This is a genomic window from Streptomyces sp. Pv4-95, from assembly GCF_045782725.1.
Lineage (GTDB): Bacteria > Actinomycetota > Actinomycetes > Streptomycetales > Streptomycetaceae > Streptomyces.
This window is the reverse complement of record NZ_CP127172.1, coordinates 634740-652801: the sequence shown is the minus strand read 5'-3', so window position 1 is coordinate 652801 and position 18062 is coordinate 634740. Positions and strand designations below refer to the sequence as shown.

Annotated in this window: 16 protein-coding genes; 8 read left to right on the top strand and 8 right to left on the bottom strand. The window is 70.1% G+C overall.

Annotated features, from left to right (window positions below):
• Positions 1-64 precede the first annotated feature (64 nt).
• Positions 65-1117 (bottom strand): YncE family protein, encoded by a 1053-nt coding sequence (locus QOM21_RS03085; protein ID WP_407547957.1) that lies wholly within the window; start codon positions 1115-1117, stop codon positions 65-67.
• Positions 1118-1258: 141 nt separating this feature from the next.
• On the opposite strand from QOM21_RS03085, the gene QOM21_RS03080 reads away from it, so the two are divergent.
• Positions 1259-2188, top strand: a complete 930-nt coding sequence (locus QOM21_RS03080) for a LysR family transcriptional regulator (protein ID WP_407547956.1) — start codon at positions 1259-1261, stop codon at positions 2186-2188.
• Between the two features lie 55 nt (positions 2189-2243).
• Here the strand turns inward: QOM21_RS03080 and QOM21_RS03075 are convergent, their stop codons facing one another.
• Positions 2244-2864, bottom strand: coding sequence for a LysE family translocator (locus QOM21_RS03075; protein ID WP_407547955.1), 621 nt, complete (start codon positions 2862-2864; stop codon positions 2244-2246).
• A gap of 555 nt (positions 2865-3419) precedes the next feature.
• Here QOM21_RS03075 and QOM21_RS03070 point away from each other — a divergent pair.
• Positions 3420-4340: a LysR substrate-binding domain-containing protein gene (locus tag QOM21_RS03070; RefSeq protein WP_407547954.1), complete on the top strand. Its 921-nt coding sequence runs from the start codon at positions 3420-3422 to the stop codon at positions 4338-4340.
• 82 nt (positions 4341-4422) lie between these two features.
• Here QOM21_RS03070 and QOM21_RS03065 read toward each other — a convergent pair whose 3' ends face one another.
• Entirely contained in the window at positions 4423-5064 is a 642-nt protein-coding gene (locus QOM21_RS03065) for a TetR/AcrR family transcriptional regulator (protein ID WP_407547953.1), read from the bottom strand.
• 65 nt (positions 5065-5129) lie between these two features.
• Between QOM21_RS03065 and QOM21_RS03060 the strand changes: the two genes are divergently transcribed.
• Positions 5130-6746 (top strand): FAD-binding oxidoreductase, encoded by a 1617-nt coding sequence (locus tag QOM21_RS03060; protein WP_407547952.1) that lies wholly within the window; start codon positions 5130-5132, stop codon positions 6744-6746.
• Between the two features lie 16 nt (positions 6747-6762).
• Here the strand turns inward: QOM21_RS03060 and QOM21_RS03055 are convergent, their stop codons facing one another.
• On the bottom strand, positions 6763-7653 hold the full coding sequence (locus QOM21_RS03055) for a LysR family transcriptional regulator (RefSeq protein ID WP_407547951.1): 891 nt from the start codon (positions 7651-7653) through the stop codon (positions 6763-6765).
• A 70-nt stretch (positions 7654-7723) separates the two neighbouring features.
• Between QOM21_RS03055 and QOM21_RS03050 the strand changes: the two genes are divergently transcribed.
• Positions 7724-8335 (top strand): short chain dehydrogenase, encoded by a 612-nt coding sequence (locus QOM21_RS03050; protein WP_407547950.1) that lies wholly within the window; start codon positions 7724-7726, stop codon positions 8333-8335.
• 140 nt (positions 8336-8475) lie between these two features.
• Here the strand turns inward: QOM21_RS03050 and QOM21_RS03045 are convergent, their stop codons facing one another.
• The 3 genes from QOM21_RS03045 to QOM21_RS03035 form a co-directional block, all read right to left on the bottom strand.
• Positions 8476-9033, bottom strand: a complete 558-nt coding sequence (locus QOM21_RS03045; protein WP_407547949.1) for a hypothetical protein — start codon at positions 9031-9033, stop codon at positions 8476-8478.
• A gap of 213 nt (positions 9034-9246) precedes the next feature.
• Positions 9247-9891, bottom strand: coding sequence for a LysE family translocator (locus QOM21_RS03040; RefSeq protein ID WP_407547948.1), 645 nt, complete (start codon positions 9889-9891; stop codon positions 9247-9249).
• 199 nt (positions 9892-10090) lie between these two features.
• Complete coding sequence (locus QOM21_RS03035; protein ID WP_407547947.1) at positions 10091-12148, bottom strand: phosphocholine-specific phospholipase C; 2058 nt, start codon at positions 12146-12148, stop codon at positions 10091-10093.
• Positions 12149-12438: 290 nt separating this feature from the next.
• Between QOM21_RS03035 and QOM21_RS03030 the strand changes: the two genes are divergently transcribed.
• Positions 12439-12684, top strand: coding sequence for a hypothetical protein (locus QOM21_RS03030; RefSeq protein WP_407547946.1), 246 nt, complete (start codon positions 12439-12441; stop codon positions 12682-12684).
• A 136-nt stretch (positions 12685-12820) separates the two neighbouring features.
• Positions 12821-13210 carry a VOC family protein gene (locus QOM21_RS03025; protein WP_407547945.1) on the top strand — a complete coding sequence of 130 codons (390 nt, stop codon included), beginning with the start codon at positions 12821-12823 and terminating at the stop codon, positions 13208-13210.
• An 18-nt stretch (positions 13211-13228) separates the two neighbouring features.
• On the opposite strand, the gene QOM21_RS03020 is transcribed toward QOM21_RS03025, so the two are convergent.
• Positions 13229-16159, bottom strand: a complete 2931-nt coding sequence (locus QOM21_RS03020) for an AfsR/SARP family transcriptional regulator (protein WP_407547944.1) — start codon at positions 16157-16159, stop codon at positions 13229-13231.
• A 227-nt stretch (positions 16160-16386) separates the two neighbouring features.
• Between QOM21_RS03020 and QOM21_RS03015 the strand changes: the two genes are divergently transcribed.
• The gene (locus tag QOM21_RS03015) at positions 16387-17391 is read left to right on the top strand and encodes an alpha/beta hydrolase (protein ID WP_407547943.1); all 1005 of its coding nucleotides are present in this window, start codon (positions 16387-16389) and stop codon (positions 17389-17391) included.
• Positions 17392-17597: 206 nt separating this feature from the next.
• Positions 17598-18053, top strand: coding sequence for a GNAT family N-acetyltransferase (locus tag QOM21_RS03010; protein WP_407555565.1), 456 nt, complete (start codon positions 17598-17600; stop codon positions 18051-18053).
• The last annotated feature ends 9 nt before the right edge of the window (positions 18054-18062 follow it).

The following is an 18062-nucleotide window of genomic DNA, read 5'->3' as shown; positions in this document are numbered from 1 at the left end:
GACGCGGCGGGACCCGTCCGGTGCCCCGGTCGCCCCGGGACACCGGACGGGTACCCCGTCCTGGTCAGGCCGGGCGTGGGATGTAGGCAAGGCCGTGAGCGCCGGGCTCGTCGAGTTTGGCGATGTCGATCCGGGCCAGCTCCTGCAGCGTCTCCAGGTCGACGATGTTGACAGTGGAGGAGGCGACGCAGGCCACGTAGGCGATGCGGCCGTCGGGCGAGGAGGTGATCGTCAACGGGGCGCACCCCACCTCCAGTTCACCCAGTCGCTTGTGGGTGTCGGCGGAGAACACCGTGAGGCGGCCAGGCGCATGGCGTCCGAGCTGGGACACCGGGTCGGATTCCATGCGCAGCTCGCCCGCGAGCAGCTTGCCCGTCGACGTCAGGTGCACCGGCAGGATGGTGTTCTCCGTGGGCAGGATGTCGACGACGGATGCCGTCCGGGCGTCGATGACCCGGATACCGGTGGCGGGGGCCTCCTCGGCGGTGGCGGAGAAGGCGGCGTAGGGTCCGGCGACGTAGACGCGCGTGCCGTCGGCGGATACGGCGAGTCCCTCGCTGCCCGGCACCTCGACCTTCGCGGTGAGGGTTCCCTGTTCGAGGTCGACGACCGATACGAACGGCGCCTCCTTGTTGGTGGCGTAACCCGTCCTGCCGGCCGGGTCGATGGCGAACCAGTGCGGGCCGGGCGCGTGGGTGTCGATCCTGCCCAGCGGGCGGCGGGTCTCGGTGTCGATCACCACGACGCCGCCGGGCCGGTCCGCCGAGCCCTCCACGCTGACGTAGAGACGCCGGTGCGCCGTGTCCAACGCCAGTCCGTGCGGGCCGTGTTCCGGGGCGAGGTCGATCACCTCGACGACGCGGTGTGAGTCGGGGTCGATGACGGTCAGCTCGGTGCGTCGGCCGCCGTTCGCGTGGTAGTACCCCGAGCGATACGCCGTGGTGCACCACAGCAGACGCTGCGTCGGGTCGAAGCACAACTCGTGTGGCTCGGCGAGGACTTCCACCGTACCGACGTGCCGATCGGAGGCGGCGTCGAAGAACGAGACGGTGGGCCCGCTCTGACTGACCACGGCCAGCACATCGCCGTCTCGGCCGGTGCGGGGGGACTGCTGCATGGATATCTCCTCGGACGAGGCGAAGGGATGTCACGCGTCTTCGCGGACACCTCCACTCCGGGCACGAGAGGATGTCGCCACAATGCAAAGATTGGCAGTCAATAGTTGACTCAGGCGTAAAACTGCAGCTCAGGAGTGTTCATGGATCTCAACCTGCTGCGGGCCCTGGACGCCCTGCTCCAGGAGAACAGCGTGACCCGCGCCGCGGAGCGCCTCGGCACCTCACCCGCGGCGGCCAGCCGGACCCTGGCCCGACTCCGGCGCGCTGTCGGCGACCCCCTGCTGGTCCGCGCCGGTCAGGGAATGGTCCCCACCCCGCGAGCCATGGAACTCCGGGGAGAGGTGAGCGCGTTGCTGCGAAGCTGCGACAACGTCCTGCGCCCGGGGGCCGGTTTCGACGCGGTCCATCTCCAGCGCACCTTCACGGTGCAGGCCACCGACCTGCTCCTGGTGGGGCTCGCCGGGAGCCTGACCGACCGGATCCGCGCGGAGGCCCCGCAGGTGAACGTGGACTTCCTCCCGGAGGCGGTGGAGGGTGGCCCCGCGCTGCGGCAGGGCTGGGTCGACGTCGAACTGGGCGTCCTCGGACACCTGGACCCGGAGATCCGCACCCAACGGCTCACCCGGATGACACCGGTCGCCGTCGCGCGCAGCGGCCATCCTCTCTTCGACGGGCGGATCGACGCCCGCCGTTTCGCGGCGGCGGACCATATCGGCATCTCCCGTCTCGGTAAGCGCCTCGGGCCCATTGACGCCGCGCTCGCGGAACTCGGGCTACGGCGCCGGACCGCGGTCGTGGTACCCAGCCATACGAGCGCCATGATGCTCGCCCGGACCACTGATCTCGTGGCGCTCACCATGGCTGACTGGCTTCCCGAGACGATCTCCGCACTGGGACTGCGCACCTTCCGCGTCCCCCTCGACCTGCCCCCGCTCGAAATCGGAATGGCCTGGCACCCCCGCAACTCCACCGATCCGGGCCACCGTTGGTTCCGCGACCACTTGGCCGCCGCGGTCCTGGCCCCTTCAGCGACGGGGGATGGCCCTTCCCTGGGGAGTGCGGAGTCGTAGGTGGGCCTGTCCTATCCGCGACGCGGCTCCACGGGAGCTGCGCGATCCGTGCGGGTCAGCCGGCTGCGGTCGCGACCGCGAGGCCGAGGCCGACCAGCACGACGCCCGTGGTCCGGCCCAGCGCGCGGTGGATCACCGGCTTGGCGAGGAAGCGCCCGGCCTTGGACAGCAGGAGCACGTAGCTGCCCAGCCAGGTGAGGGTGAGCATGGTGTGGAGGAGTGCGAGGAGCGTCATGGCTCCGGCGGCGGGTAGTTGAGGCGGGGCCAGCGTGGGGAGCAGACCCGTGTAGAAGACGGCGATCTTCGGGTTGAGGACATTGCTGACCAGGCCGGTCCGCCACGGGCTGCCGGTAGTGGGTTGGGCCGCGGTATCTGCTGAGGCAGGGGCCGCCCGGCGGTTGTGCCACAGCGCCTGTGCGCCCAGGAACACCAGGTAGCCGGCGCCCAGGAGCTTGACCGCGAGGTAGGCCGCAGGTGAGGAGGCGAGCACGGCCGATAGTCCGGCGACGGTCAGCGCGCCCCAGATCAGCAGCCCGGTCGCTATTCCGCCCACGGTCCGCAGCCCGTCCCGGGGGCCGGCCGCGAGGGTGCGCCGGGTCACCACTGCCATGTCCGGCCCCGGAGTGATGGTCAGCAGGCCGAGGACGCCGACCGCGGCTATGAGGTGGGTCAGCATCCTGCCGTCCCCCTGCCATGCCGAGCGCCATACGTGGAGGCGATGAAGGTGCGGTGGTTCAACGCAGGGGCCTTTCAGGTATGGCGAGTTCAGTGAGCGGCGGGGGAGTGCGGGTCGGCAGCCGGGCCCTCGGTGCTCAGCAGCGGGGCTGCCGAGGACGAACCGAGCCCGAGCGTCTGCGGCGTTCGGTCGGATCCGGGCCGCTGAGTGACGCACGTAGAGAGCCGCGCAGGGCCGCTTCCGGCTCGGCGGCGCCTCGGCTGATCGCGCTCAACTCCGCATACCGCAGCGGGAGTTAGGTCATCGGGGTAGGGGGGTGGCCGGGCAGGCGGGGAGGGAAGCCCCGTGCGTCGGTGCGGGCGGGTGTGCGCCGCGCCTGCGGGCGCCCGGTCGCACGGGCCACGGCAACGTGCGCGGGGAGGGAACGCTTTCAGTCACCCGACCAGGGTCGGACGCTCACCTGTCATCGGTCCAGCGAATGTTTTCGACCTATACTCATCGAAAATACCGACCATTACCTGGTCGCCGGGCAACGGTGAGGAGGGCGGTCCGCCGATGTTCGACCTGCACCGACTGCGCCTGCTGCGTGAGCTCAAGCACCGCGGCACGCTCGCGGCCGTAGCGGACGCCCTGTCCTACGCCCCCTCCTCCGTCTCCCAGCAGCTCTCCCAGCTGGAAGCCGAGGTCGGCGTCCGGCTGCTGGAACCCGTCGGGCGGCGGGTGCGGCTGACCGAGCAGGCCGAGATCCTCGTCGCCCACACCGAGGTGGTCCTCGAACGCTTGGAGCGCGCCGAGGCGGACATCGCCACCTCGCTGACCGACCTGACCGGCACCCTGCGTATCGCCTCGTTCCAAACGGCTGCCCTTGCCCTGGTCCCGACGGCGCTGGACCTGCTCCGCGACCGCCACCCGCAACTGCGCGTCCACGTCACGCAGAGGGAACCGGAACGGTCCCTCCCCGCTCTCCAAGCCCGCGACTTCGACCTGGTACTCGCCGAGGAATACCCCGGCACCCCCAACCCGCGGTCCGCCGAACTCGAAGAGGAGGACCTGCTCGACGACGCCCTCCACCTCGCACTGCCGGAAACGGCCGGCGGATCGGACGCCGAGAGCCCGATGGCGGCCCTGCGCTCACTCGCGGACCACCCCTGGGTGCTGGAACCCGAGGGCACCACCGCCCGGCACTGGGCCATGACCCTCTGCCGCGACGCGGGCTTCGAACCCGACGTACGGTTCGAGACCACCGACCTTCTGCTGCACGTCCGCCTCGTCGAGCAGAATCACGCCGCCGCCTTCCTGCCCGGCCTCGTCTGGAGCGGACGGCACCCGACCGTCACCCTCCGGCAGCTTCCCCGCGGCCGGCGCACACGCCGCGTCTTCACCGTCGTACGCCGCGGCCGCAGCGCGCACCCCGCCGTCCGCGCGTGCCGGGACGCCTTCCTCCGGGCCGCCGCGCTCCGCTCCAACCCGGCCTAGCAGAGCCCGGCGTCGCGTCGCACCGGTCGTCGGCGGGGCGTTCGTGGGGGCGGTCGGGGCAGTTGGCTTGGGCCCATCCCCGTTACGAGAGGGGGCCCGGCCGGTGCGCCTCCGTGAAGAGCGCTGCGAAGATCCGCTCGCAGCGTGCGGTCATCTCGTCGGCGGTCTGCTCGGGGTGATGCCGCCACCAGGCCACCGCTGCGCTCACGGTCCCGTACCAGAGGTGCGTGACCAGGTCGGCATCGAGCGGATCGGCGGCGCGGGAGGAGCCCAGGAAGTCGGCCACGCCCGCCGCTCCCATCCGGTTGAGTTCCCGCCGGTGTACGGCGGCCGCGGCGTAGAGCTCGCTGCCGGCCGGAAGTGTCGAGTCGTAGACCAACTCCCAATCCTGCAAGCGTGATTCGAGCGCCCGGAAGATGGCGCCGAGGGTGCGTTCGGCCCGTGTGATGTCGGAGGGGCCCGCTTGCGCGGAGGCGACCGCCGCGACGAGGCCGGAGCCCGCACGGTCGAGGCAGGTCAGGTAGAGGCCGTCCTTGGATCCGAAGTACTCGTAGATCAGGGGTTTGGTGATCCCCGCTTGCGCCGCCACGGCCGCGATCGAACCGCGTGCCCAGCCCTTGTCGCCGAACTCCGCCGCCGCCGCGTCCAAGATCAGTCGTTCGCGGTCCTTGCGGGGCATGCCTTTGGTGCCCACACCCCGCGTCCCGTCCAGCTGCTTGCTCATGGCCGCACCCTATGCCACGCTGACCAACCGGTAACTTACCCATTGTTCAGATCGGTGGTGTGGGAGTGCGGCACAAGACGCGTTCGTGGTGGGGATGGGGAAATACCGAGGACGCGGTGGTCGGCGCCGAGCGTGAGGCGCTCAGCCGACGGGTCTCACAGCTGCTTCCGGATGCGGATCTGACGCCGCACTCGGCTCCGCCGGTGGAGGCGTTCGACGTGGGCGCGAGCCGGATCCAGGCGCCGTCGGCCCTGGCGCCGATCGTCTCCGAGGATGTGCGCGACCGGCTGGCGCACAGCCATGGGCAGGCCTTCCGTGACGTCGTCCGCGCTCTGCTGGGAAAGCTCCCGCACGTGCCCGACCTCGTCGTACGGCCGACCTCGGAGGCCGAGGTCATCCAGGTGCTGGACTGGTGCAGCGACGCCCACGTCGCCGTCATCCCCTTCGGGGGCGGCTCTTCCGTGGTGGGAGGTGTGGAGCCTCGTGTCGACGGCGCGTACTCCGGGGTGGTCAGCCTGGACCTCACCTCGATGGACCGGGTCATCGAGGTCGACCACATCAGCCGGGCCGCCCTCGTCCAGGCCGGAGTTCTCGGTCCGCATCTGGAGGAGCAGCTCAGGCCGCGTGGTTACACGCTCCGCTTCTTCCCGCAGTCCTTCGAGTTCTCCAGTCTCGGCGGCTGGCTGGCCACTCGCGCGGGGGGCCATTTCGCGACGCTGCTCACGCACATCGACGACCTCACCGAGTCGCTCCGGGTGGTCACCCCCGCCGGCGTCATCCAGTCCCGCCGGCTCCCGGCCTCGGGCGCGGGCCCTTCCCCCGACCGGTTGTTCCTCGGCTCCGAGGGGTCGCTGGGCGTCATCACGCAAGCATGGGTGCGGCTCCAGGACCGGCCCCGTTGGCGGGCAGCGGCATCGGTCGGCTTCGCTGACCACGACGCGGGCGTGCAAGCCGTCCGCGCACTGTCCCAATCGGGACTCCACCCTTCCAACTGCCGCCTCCTGGACCCCATGGAGGCGTTCCTCAACGCGGACTCCCCGACGGCCGTCCTGCTGCTCGGATTCGAATCCGCGGACCACCCCGTCCACACCTGGATGGAACGCGCGCTGGAACTCTGCCGTGATCACGGTGGCACCCTGGCCGAGCCGCCGCGATACACCGATACCGACACCGACCGGGCCGCACGCAGTGGAGCGGCAGATTCCTGGCGCTCCTCCTTCCTTCGTATGCCCTATCAGCGGGACGCACTTGCCGCGCAAGGCATGATCGTGGAGACCTTCGAGACCGCCTGCACGTGGGACAGGTTCGACGCGCTTCGCGCAGCCGTCGACGAGGCGGCTCGGGACGCCATGCGCCAGGTCGGTGCCACCGGAGTGGTGACCTGCCGGTTCACCCATGTCTATCCCGACGGCCCGGCACCCTATTTCGGCATCTACGCCGCCGGCGCCTGGGGCCGGACGGTGGAGCAGTGGGACGAGATCAAGGCGGCGGTCTCCGAGGCGCTGATCGCCTGCGGGGGCACCATCACCCACCATCACGCCGTGGGCCGCGACCACCGGCCCTGGTACGACCAGCAGCGTCCCGACCTCTTCGCCGCTGCCCTCCAGGCCGGCAAGGCGGCGCTCGATCCCGCGGGGATCCTGAACCCCGGCGCTGTGATCGATCCCCTTCGACGGGAGTAGACGGCCTGGAGCGGCGTCAGCCGACCGGACCGGCGGGCCGGCCGTTGTCCGCGATGTGCAGCTCGGTATGGCGGCGGAAGGCGTCCGTCGCCGGGTGGGCAGGGCGCGCGGGCCAGGCCAGATGGACGGTGACCGGGTCGGCGTCGCGCACCGGCAGGTAGCGCACGCCCGGATGCGGGTGCTGGTGCACGGTCCCCTCCGCGGTCACGCCGACCGCCGCGCCGGTCGCGATGGTCGTCAGCCACTCGTCCACGCCCGGGACGGTCATCGTGCGCGGCCGCCGCCCCGCCGCCCACAGCTCGGCGCTGGTCGTCGCGGCCGTCGCGCACAGCGCCACCGTCTCCGTACCCAGCTCGGCGAGGGCGACATCCGCGCGGTCCGCGAGCGGATGGCTCACCGGCACGGCGGCCATGCGGCGCTCGCGGATCAGCGCGCGGTGCACCACCTGCGGGTCATCCGGCGCCGGGCGCAGCCGGAGGAACGCGAGATCCGCCTCCCCGCGGCGGAGCAGCGCGGCCGGATCGTCCGCCCGGCGGATGTGCACCGGCACCTCCGGGTGCCGCTCGCGCCAGGCGCGCAGCAGCGGCACGGTGTGGCTGCCCAGTGCGGCCCAGGCGAACGCGAGCCTCAGGGGCCGCGGCGTGCCGTGCCCGGCAGCGTCGGCGAGGGCGTCGTCGAACTGGCCAAGAATGCGGTGCGCGTTCTCCCACAGCCGCTCACCCGGCTCGGTCAGGTGAAGGCTGCGCGTCGTACGGTCCACCAGGCGCACACCGAGGCGCTGTTCGAGCTGGGCGAGGGTCCGCGAGAGGGCGGGTTGAGTGATGCGCAGCGCGCGTGCGGCGGCCGTCAGCGTACCCTCGTCGCCGATCGCCGCCAGGGCCCGCAGGTGACGCAACTCCACATTCATAACTGACAAGCATAAGCGGTGCGCAGACGGCATTTCCCCGGGCGTGGGAGGGGCGCCTAGCGTGGCCGCCATGACGAACCGGCAGCAGAACATCCTCCTGATCGGCGCGGGCGGCACCCTCGGTCGCGCCGTGCACCGGACCCTCGCCTCCCGGGGCCACACGGTCCGCACCGTCGGTCGCACCTCGGGCGACCTGCGGCACGACATCGGCGACCCGGCGCAGATCACCGCACTCTACGAGGCGGCCGGACCGCTGGACGCGGTGGTCAGCGCGGCCGGCTCGGTGCCGTACAAGCCGCTGGCCGAGCTCGGCCCGGACGACTGGCAGGCCGCCTTCAGTGGCAAGGTCCTCTCCCAGATCGAGCTGGTCCGGCAGGGCCTCGCCCAGGTCGCCGAGCGTGGCTCCTTCACCCTGATCACCGGCGTTCTCGCGCACGAGCCCATCGTCACCGGCGCCGCCGCCTCCATGGCCAACGGCGCCGTGGAGTCCTTCGTCCGCGCCGCCGCCATCGAGCTCGCACCGCAGCGGGTGAACGCCGTGTCCCCGAACGTCTTCACGGAGTCCCTGGACACCTACGGCGACTACTTCCCCGGCATGGGCTCCGTACCGCTGGAACGCGTCGCCGAGGCGTACGTACGGTCGGTGGAGGGGGCGCAGACGGGGCAGATCTACCGGCTGTAGCGGTCCGGAAGGCGAGTCCGGGCATCGCCGCCCGTGTGGTGTCGCCGTGCCACCGGCGTACCGGACAAGGCGTGGCCGGATGTGCCGCGCGTCCGTCCTGCAACGCGCGGCACTGTCCGGTTCCGGGCCGCTCGCCGTGATTACGCGTCCGGGGGGAGCCAGAGGACGAGGGTGGCGCGGAAGGCCTCGATCCGGGTGCGCCAGACGGCGTCGATCTGATCGGTGTCCTCGGGTCCGTTGACGCCTTCCTCGGTGTTGGGCAGGACCCCGTACTCCGCGATGAAGCCGGCGAGTTTGTCGCGGTACTGCTGCGCGCCCTCATCCGTGCAGAGTTGGTGGCGGGCCTCGTCGGTGAGCTGGTCGGTGCCCGTTACCGCGCGGCGTGCGTCGGCCTGGGGGTCTTTGGGGGCGTCGTAACTGCCGAAGACGACAGGCAGGTTCTGGAAGTCTTCGAGCAACTGGGTCTGGATTGCCGGTTCGAAGTTGTCCTTGGTGCAGAACGCTTCCGCGATCGCGCCCGCGTCCCTGGCGAATTGGTCGTCGGCGGGGTGGGCGTAGCCATCGGGGATCGCAGGGGCGGAGAAGGAGGTCTGGGGGATTTCCGGGTCGTCTGCGGCTTGGGCGCCGCCTGCGGGAGCCAGGCAGGCGCAAGTCACTGCGACGGCCACGGCGAACCTGGTGGGAGTGGAGGGCTTCATGATGAATCTCCCTGCCGTAACGCACCTCATGCGAGGCGTGGTCACAGGGCGCCTACCCACGCAGGCCCGAATCTCCGGGACAGTCAAAGTACTTCAGCACATCGAGCTACGGCGTGAACAAATTTTCCCACGCGGGGCGGATTGCCGACGGATGGCGGGGCCGCCATTGCAGTCGGACACCTCTCGCTCCGCCGCTGATTCGCCGTACGGCTCCTAGTCGGCGCGACCGGTCGCCGCCACCGTTACGCCCAGACCGATCATCGCGAAGCCACCCGCTCCGCCGACCATCGAAAGGCGACGGTCCGAGCGGGCGAACCAGGAACGGGCCGCCGAGGCCCCCAGGCCCCACAAGGTGTCCGTGATCATGCCGATGGCGACCGGGACGAGACCCAACGTCATCATCTGGAGGGGGACATGGCCCGCCGAGTGGTCCACGAACTGCGGCAGCACCGCCGCGAAGAAGACCAGGCCCTTCGGGTTGGTGACGCCGACGAAAATCCCGTCCAGGATCGTGCGCAGATCGCCGCGCTGCTCACCCGCCGGGGCCTCCATGTCCGCCGCGCGCATCTCCCTGCGGTGCCGGAACGCCTGCACGCCCAGGTAGACGAGATACGCCGCCCCGGCCGTCTTCACGCCCGTGAAGATCGCCGCCGAGCTCTCCACCAGCGCGCCGAGGCCCCAGGCCACAGCGATGACCAGGGCGTACGAACCGACCAAGTTGCCGAGGACCGTCGCGAGCGCCGTGCGGCGGCCGTGTGCAAGGGCTCTACCGATCACGAACAGCACGCTCGGCCCCGGAATCACGATCACCAGGAGGGATATCGCCGCGAAGGCGAGAATGCTCTCCGTGGACACCATCTGTCCGTCACCTCCTGAACTGCGTTCCAGGCGGCAATACAAGCAGACGGCGGACCGGCCGCTCCAGGCTCATCCACATGCCGGTATCACGGGGCACCGGAGGACGCCGCCCCGTGACGCGGAGGGGCTCGCGCCGACGGCCGGCGAAGCGCCCTTCGGGCCCGGTCCGCACGGCCGGGCCCGCTCTCGGTGGTCCTGGTCAGGCGGTGTGGAGCGCCGGGTCGCTGGTGCCGGGCTCGCCCGTCTCGACGTGTCCGGCGAGCCGGCGCAGGTAGGTGCTGTCGCTGTCGGAGTGGACGCGGAGGTCGTACCAGCGCTTGCTGTGGCCGAGGGCGACCCAGCGGGTCTGCCGGCCGCCCGCCTCGATGGTGAGGTTGCTGCTCTTGCCGCCGTAGGCGTTGGTGATGGTGAGGTGGCAGGCAGTTTTGGCGGGGTTGGTGATGTCGAGTTTGATGCGGCCGGTGTTCTCGTCGTGGTGGCCGGTGATTTCGGGGCTCACGGTGGCGGCGGTGCCCTTGAAGACACGCAGATAGCCGTTGGGTCCGTGCGCGGTCAGCTCGTACGTCCCATCGGACGGGCCGGTGCTCCAGGTGTCGGAGATCTTCTTGCCGGCTTCGGCGGTGTAGGTCCAGGGACCGTCGTCGCGGTTGCCGGAGGTGACGAGGAAGCAGGCTCCGGTTTCCTCACCCGGGGTGAAGGTGAGTTCGATGTTGCCGCTGGAGGGCTTGACGGCCGCGGTGACGAGGGGCACGTAGGGGAGGGGCCGGGTGGGCTTGGTGCCCTTTTCCTGCTTGGGCAGGGCCGGGGCGGCCGGCGGCGAGTGGGTGTAGCTGTTGTGCCGCTCCTTGTCCGGCGGCTGGTAGCCGTCGGTGCTGGGCAGCGGTGCGTGCTTGGTGTGCTTGAGGGTGAAGTCGAAGGCGGAGGTGAGGTCGCCGCAGATGGCGCGTCGCCAGGGTGAGATGTGCGGTTCGTGGACTCCGAAGCGGCGTTCCATGAACTGGATGACGGAGGTGTGGTCGAAGACCTCGGAGCAGACGTAGCCGCCGGTCGACCAAGGGGAGACGACCAGCGTGGGGACGCGCATACCGAGGCCGTACGGGCCCGCGCTGTAGCTGCTGTCGCCGGGGAAGATGTCGAGCTCGGTGTCGACGGTGGAGGCTCCCCAGGAGGAGTCGGCCGGCGGGTAGGGCGGGGGTACGTGGTCGAAGTAGCCGTCGTTCTCGTCGTAGGTGATGAACAGGGCGGTCCTGCTCCAGACCTCGGGGTTGGACGTCAGTGCGTCCAAGACCTGCGAGATGTACCAGGCGCCGTAATTCGCCGGCCAGTTGGGGTGCTCGCAGAACGCTTCCGGGGCGGCGACCCAGGATATTTTCGGCAGGGTTCCGGCCTTGACGTCCGACCGGAGGTCATCGAGAAGATGGCCGCTCTTCTTGATGTTCGTTCCCTTGCACGCCCTTTCGTGGAGCGGGTCACCCGGTTCGGCCTTGCGGAACTTGTTGAAGAACATCAGCGAGTTGTCGGCGTAGTTTCCGCGGTAGGCGTCTTCGAGAGCGCCCCAGAGCCCGTCCTCGGTGAGGCCGTCGCCGATGTCCTGATAGACCTTCCACGACACCCCGGCCTTCTCCAGGCGCTCGGGATAGGTGGTCCAGTCGTAGCCGGCTTCCTCGTTCCCGAGGACCGGTCCGCCGCCCTTGCCGTCGTTTCCGACGTGGCCGCTGTAGAGGTAGTAGCGGTTGGGGTCGGTGGCTCCCATGAAGGAGCAGTGGTAGGAGTCGCAGACCGTGAACGCGTCCGCCAGGGCGTAGTGAAACGGTATGTCTTCCCTGGTCAGGTGGGCCATGGTGCCTGACGACTTGGCCGAGATCCAGTCGTCGTATTTGCCCTTGTTCCATGCCTGATGGCCGGTTTCCCAGTCGTGGTCGAGCCCGGCGATGAACTGCATTCCCAGATCGTCGGCGTCCGGGTGGTAGGGCAGGACTTCTTCGCCACCGCCGGACTGGTGCCATACGGATTTGCCGCTCTCCAGCGTCAGCGGGCGCGGATCTCCGAACCCACGGACGCCCTTGAGGGTGCCGTAGTAGTGGTCGAAGGAGCGGTTTTCCTGCATGAGCACAACGATGTGCTCGACATCGTCGATCGATCCTGAACGGCCGGAAGCGGGGATGCCGGCGGCGCGCATGATGCTGGCGGACAGCGCCGCGAAGCCGGCGGTGCCGCCCGCTACCTGGAGGAAACGCCGACGATTGAATTCAGGCATTGAGCTGTTCCTCTGAAACGTGTGGGGGGAAGGTCGGTCACCGTATTCCGGCCCGCCCTTGAGGCGTCAAATCATGCGAAGGAAGGGTGAAGGGCCAGGAATATTTCAGCTTCAGAAGCAACGCGGAGTTCCTTTTGGGCATCGCCTTCCTGGGGATACCGGCCGCCGCCGCGTGCCGCGTGAGGTCCTTGGTGACAGCTGTGGCAGCGGCCCGGGCCGCGGGTTCGACGCGACCGGTCCGTCCAAGGCGGGCCGGGGCGATCCTGCCGCTGTGCCCGTACCTTCTCCTCATGGACTTCAACATCACGGCGGAAGAGGAGACCCTCGTCTTCCGAATCGCCGAGCGGGTGGGGGCCGGCGACTCCCCGACAGATGACGACCTGGCGCAGGAGCTCGGTGACGAGGTACGGCCGCAGCTCCAGAGCCTCCTCGAAAAGGGCTGGCTGGTTGTCGATCGCGAACGCTCCCTGAGCCTTTCCAGGATTGCGCAGGTGGCCGTCTCCAGCCGGCGGGAGACCAGCGGTCCAGGGGCATGACCTAGCGGCCGGGAGCCCTCTTCGGCCACCACTGACGCGGCGAAAGGAATGGCGATAAGATCGGCGGCAGCATCGCGTGTCGGTCACCGGCTGGGTGAGGCATGGAGGTGTCGGGATATGCCCCTGGAGGCATTCCTTGTCAGTCGAGTTGAACCACACGATCATCCACGCCCGGGACAACCGGGAGTCCGCCGAGTTCTTCGCGGGCCTGCTGGGTCTTGAGATCACCGCGGAGTGGGGACCGTTCATCGCGGTCGAGCTGAGCAACGGCGTCACGCTGGACTTCGCCACGATCCCCGCGGAAAGCATCGCCCCGCAGCACTATGCCTTCCTGATCTCCGAGGAGGAGTTCGAGGCGGCGTACGCACAGATCACGGAGCGCGGCATCGAGCACTACGCCGACCCGCAACGCCGGCATCCCGGCGTGATCAACCACAACGACGGAGGCCGGGGGGTGTACTTCATCGACCCGGCAGGCCACTTCATGGAGCTCATCACCGTGCCGTACGGCGGCCGGCCCTCCTGACCATCCGCCGCACACGACCTAGCACTCTCTGAGTCCCGCGATCGCCAGTGCGTGCTCCTCGGGGTACGCACTGGCGCCCGGCAGCGCGAGCGCGGTCCGGAACTGCTCTCGTGCCGTGGCTGTGCTGCCGGCCGCGGAGTAGGTGCCGCCCAGCCTGCAACGGATGTGCATCTCCAGCCTGACGCAGTTGGGGTCGTTGAGCGGTGACAGCTTCTCCTGCTGGGCGAGGGCCTCGTGATGGAGGGCCACGGCGGCGCTCAGGTTTCCCTCGCCCTCCTCCGCCGTACCCAGGCGGGTCAGGACGAGTGTGTGCAGGAGGATGTCCCCGGCCTGCTCCAGCAGATCGGCTGCCCGGCGGAGCAGGTTCTTGGCCTCCCCGTAGTGGCCGAGGGCGAGCCGGACGTCGGCGGTGCAGGTCAAGGCCCTGCTGAGCAACCGAGGTCTGCCGTTCTTCTCGGCGTGGGTGCAGGCGTCGGCGAGGTAGCCCAGCGCTTCCTCGTTCCGGCCGTGCGAGTGGTGCAGCATGCCCAGTGCGGCGAGCACCATCGCGGTGAGCCAGGTGTCGTTGAGCCGCCGAGCGGGCTCCAGCGCCGCGGTGAGGTGGTTCACGGCCCGCTCGTCCCCGCCGGAACTGAGGTCGGCCATGGCCATCCCGGTCCGCGCCCGCGCCTCTTCGCGCTGGTCCCCGCGACGCCGGCTGAGGTGCAGTGCCTCGCTGAACCAGCTGTGCGCCTGTTGGTATTGGCCCTGGTAGATGTTGGTCAGGCCCATGCAGTTCCGCAGCGCGCAGGCCATCCGCCGGTCCGCGGCCGCATCCGCGTGCGCGAGTGCGGTCTCCACGGTGGTCCGGAGTTCGTGGTAGCGGCCCCGGCGCTCGAAGTAGTCACTCAGCGCCTCCGCGATCCAGCAGGCGTGGTCGGCCTCGCCGAGCGCCGCGGCGTGTCCCACGACGTCGACGAGTTCCTCGCTTCCGGCGTCCAGCCACCTGTCCGCGTCCCGCCAGTCGGTGAAGGGCGCTCCGGCGGTCGAGGGCCCGGTGGAAAATCCTTCCGGGCCCCAGTCGCTGCTGATCCGGCCGGCGGCCAGATAGAGGTGGAAGGCGGAGGCGCGGGCCGCGGCGGCCTCGGCGGGCGCGGCTTCCGCGAGCCGCCGGGCGTGCGCGCGAACCAGGTCGTGAAACCGGTAGCGGCCGGGACGAGGCTGCTGCAGCAGACTCGTGTCGACCAGGTTTTCCAGGATCTGTTCGGCGTCGCGGAACGAGCTGTCGAGCATGGCGGCCGCGGTGAGTGCGTCGAACTCGACCGTCGGCGCCAGGCTCATCGTGCGGAATCCGCGCTGCTGCTTCGGCGGGAGCTGGTCGTACGACAGGCGGAAGGCGGCCTCCACGCTGCGATCCCCGGCCCTCAGTTCGTCGAGGCGGTGCTCGTCGCCCGCGATGCGGTCCACCAGATACGCCAGCGTCCACGCGTCACGGGTCTGCAGCCGCGTACCGGCGATGCGCAGCGCGAGCGGCAGCCCGTCACACAGCCGGACCAGCTCATGCGTCGCCTCGGGTTCCCGGTCCGCGCGATCCTCGCCGACGATATGCCTGAGCAGGGACACCGCGCTGCCGGTCTCCAGGGGCTCCAGGGTGACCCGTCGATCGGCGTCCAGTCCGGCCAGCCGGCGCCGGCCCGCCACGATCACCTTGCTGCCCGGTCCGGCGGGCAGCAGCGGCCGCAGCTGCTGGGTGCTCAGGGCGTCGTCCAGCACCAGAAGCAGCCGCAGTGAGCTGGTGGCGGCCCGCCAGGCCGCGGTCAGTTCGTCGAGGTCGCTGGGCACCTCGCTCTCGGCCGTGCCGATCGAGCGCAACATCCGCCGCAGCACTCGCTGTGGCGAGAGCCGCTGCCGTCCGGTGCTGTGAGCGCGCAGGTCCACGAAGAGGCAGCCGTCGGGGTAGTGGGAGCGAAGCGCGTGGGCCGCTCGCAGGACGAGCGCGGTCTTGCCGACGCCCGCGGTGCCGTCCACGGCCACGACCGACACGAATGCGGACGGCGACGGCTCGGTCAGCAGCGCCAGTTCCCGCTCCCGCCCGATGACTTGGCCGGTACTGCCCGGCAGTTCATCGACCGCACGGCGCGGCCGGGGCACGGGCGGCGGAGCCGCGGAGCGCGCCACCGCCGGGCCGAGGAGCTGCGCGTCATCGCGGCGCAGCACTGCCTGGTGCACCCGGCGGAGCTCCATACCGGGATCGACCCCGAGCTCGTCGCGCAGCCGCGCGCACATGTCCTGATAGACGGTCAGCGCCGCCGCCTGGCGCCCGCTGCCGTACAGGGCTCGCATCCGCAGCGCTGCCAGCGATTCGTCGTACGGATCGGATGCGGACAACGTGGCCAGTTCGTCCAGGGCCTCGGCGGGCCGGCCGAGCAGAACAAGGCATTCCAGCCTCTCCTGCCGAAACGTGCTCAGCTGCTGGGACAGCCGTTGCCGCTCGGTCTGCACGAGCGGGCCGGAGAGCCCGGCCAGGGGCTCGCCGCGGACCAGGTCGAGTGCCTCGGTGAACCGGTCCATCGCGGTGGCGAGGTCACCGGATGCCCTCGCGCTCTGAGCTTCACCGACGCGCTCGGTCAGCTCGGCCACATCGAGCCGGGTCCCGTCCATGAGGAACCGGTAGCCCTCCCGGCCGCCACGGATCGCCGACCCCGATGGTCCGGCGCCTTCCACGTCGAGCGCCTTGCGCAGCTGGTAGACGTAGCTCGGGAGCACACGGCGGCCGGACTTCGGCGGCCGGGTACCCCACACGTCATCGAGCAACTGCTCATGGCTGACCAGCGTGCCCGGACGCAGCACCAGCGCGGCCAGCACCGCCTGTCGCCGTAGCGGCCCCAGATCCAGAGGCGTCCCGTCCCGCCAGGCCCGCACCGGTCCGAGGACCGCGATACGAAGCCCCTGTAAAGCACCCGCGTCCATCCCGAAGCCCCCCGCTCTCGCGCACCATCGAGATTTCACCCGTATTTCAGCGTCTCCCGCAAGGGTTGGCAAGTCGCCATCGCGCCCCGCTGGGAAGCATGGGAGCAGGGGAACCGAGATGGCAGGTAGCGGGGGGCGGGCGAGCGCCCCACGCTCCGATGACGAACCTACCCGAGGGTTTCGCGGCACACGAGCCGTTCGTACCACTCCCCCCACCAGGAGGTCATGTGAGCGAGCACCACTCCACCCGCCGAAGCATCCTGAAGGCCGTCGGCGGCGTCTCCGCGGCGATGGCTCTCGGCGGCGCCGGCGTCCTGGCGTCGGCGCCGGCCGCCCACGCCGCCGCTGCGGCCGGCGACGGCTCCGGGCTGCGCATCGTGGAGCACAACGAGGACGATCCCCGCATGTGGTACTACCGCTTCGCGACCGACGCGATCGGCTGGCAGCCAGCCGTCAACGTCCTGCTCCCCGACGACTACCACACCAGCGGACGCACCTACCCGGTCCTCTATCTGTTCCACGGGGGCGGTACCGACCAGGACTTCATGTCCTGGGACCGGCTTCCCGAGGGAGGCATCCGCGCCTGGACCGCAGGCAAGCCGGTCATCGTGGTGATGCCCGACGGCGGTCACGCGGGCTGGTACTCCAACCCGGTCAGCTCCAACACGGGGCCCCGGGACTGGGAGACCTTCCACATGGCTCAGCTGCTCCCGTGGATCGAGTCGAACTTCCGGACGTACGCGGAGTTCGACGGCCGTGCCGTCGCCGGCTTCTCGATGGGCGGCTTCGGCGCCCTGAAGTACGCGGCGAAGTACCACGGCCACTTCGCCTCGGTGAGCGCCCACTCCGGCCCGCCGAGCCTGCGCCGCGACCTCGGCGCGGTCGTCCACTGGGCCAACGTCTCCGCCGGTGCCCTGGACCTGGGCGGCGGCACGATCTACGGCGTGCCGTGGGACGAGGCCAGGGTCAGCGCCGACAACCCGGCCGAAAACGTCGAGCGCTACCGCAACAAGCGGGTCTTCCTGGTGGCCGGTACCAGTCCCAACCCGGTCGACCCGTTCGACCTGCTCAACGAGACCGAAGTGCTCGCCGGCCAGCGGGAGTTCCGCGGCCTCCTGGACAACGCGGGTATCCGGCACGAATGGCACGAGGAGCCCGGCGGGCACTTCGTCCGGCCCGAGAGGTTCCGCGGCGACCTCGAAGGCATCCTCGCCCGGCTTCGTAAGGCGTAGGGCAGCCGGCTCCGGCCACACGGCACCGGCACCCCGGTCCACCGTCCACATGTGGGGCAGTGGGCCGGGGTGCGGTCTCGTCTTCTCCTCGGGTCGGGCTGCTCAGTCGTCACGATCGATGGAGTGCGAACCGGACGACCTCACACGGCACATGCGCCACTCGCCGCGATGCCTGGGCACCGGGAGCTCGGAGAAGGATGGGCATGCTGAAGATCGTGGCGGATGACCTCTCCGGCCCGGAGATCGCCCGGTTCCTCACCGAACACGTGGCACAGATGCGCTCCCTCACGCCGTTGGAGAGTAAGCACGCCCTCGACCTCGACGGCCTTCGAGCACCCGGGATCACGTTCTGGTCGGTCCTGGAGGGCGACAGCCTGGTGGGCTGCGGAGCGATCAAGAGGCTGGACTCGGGCCACGCCGAGCTGAAGTCGATGCGTACCAGGCCCACTCGGCAGCGAAGCGGGGTCGCCTCCCAGCTGCTGGAACACATCATCGGCGAAGCCACCCGCATGGGGTTCACCAGACTGAGCCTGGAGACCGGATCCGCCGAGTTCTTCCTGCCAGCCAGAAAGCTGTACGAGAAGTTCGGCTTCCGGTGCTGTGCGCCCTTCGCGGACTACCGGCCCGACCCGAACAGCACGTTCATGACCAGGGTGCTCTGAACGCATGTG

Coding starts and splice junctions, on each gene's coding strand:
- QOM21_RS03085 (WP_407547957.1), bottom strand. CDS start 1,117: ATGCAGCAGTCCCCCCGCACCGGCCGAGACGGCGATGTGCTGGCCGTG.
- QOM21_RS03080 (WP_407547956.1), top strand. CDS start 1,259: ATGGATCTCAACCTGCTGCGGGCCCTGGACGCCCTGCTCCAGGAGAAC.
- QOM21_RS03075 (WP_407547955.1), bottom strand. CDS start 2,864: ATGCTGACCCACCTCATAGCCGCGGTCGGCGTCCTCGGCCTGCTGACC.
- QOM21_RS03070 (WP_407547954.1), top strand. CDS start 3,420: ATGTTCGACCTGCACCGACTGCGCCTGCTGCGTGAGCTCAAGCACCGC.
- QOM21_RS03065 (WP_407547953.1), bottom strand. CDS start 5,064: ATGAGCAAGCAGCTGGACGGGACGCGGGGTGTGGGCACCAAAGGCATG.
- QOM21_RS03055 (WP_407547951.1), bottom strand. CDS start 7,653: ATGAATGTGGAGTTGCGTCACCTGCGGGCCCTGGCGGCGATCGGCGAC.
- QOM21_RS03050 (WP_407547950.1), top strand. CDS start 7,724: ATGACGAACCGGCAGCAGAACATCCTCCTGATCGGCGCGGGCGGCACC.
- QOM21_RS03045 (WP_407547949.1), bottom strand. CDS start 9,033: ATGAAGCCCTCCACTCCCACCAGGTTCGCCGTGGCCGTCGCAGTGACT.
- QOM21_RS03040 (WP_407547948.1), bottom strand. CDS start 9,891: ATGGTGTCCACGGAGAGCATTCTCGCCTTCGCGGCGATATCCCTCCTG.
- QOM21_RS03035 (WP_407547947.1), bottom strand. CDS start 12,148: ATGCCTGAATTCAATCGTCGGCGTTTCCTCCAGGTAGCGGGCGGCACC.
- QOM21_RS03030 (WP_407547946.1), top strand. CDS start 12,439: ATGGACTTCAACATCACGGCGGAAGAGGAGACCCTCGTCTTCCGAATC.
- QOM21_RS03020 (WP_407547944.1), bottom strand. CDS start 16,159: ATGGACGCGGGTGCTTTACAGGGGCTTCGTATCGCGGTCCTCGGACCG.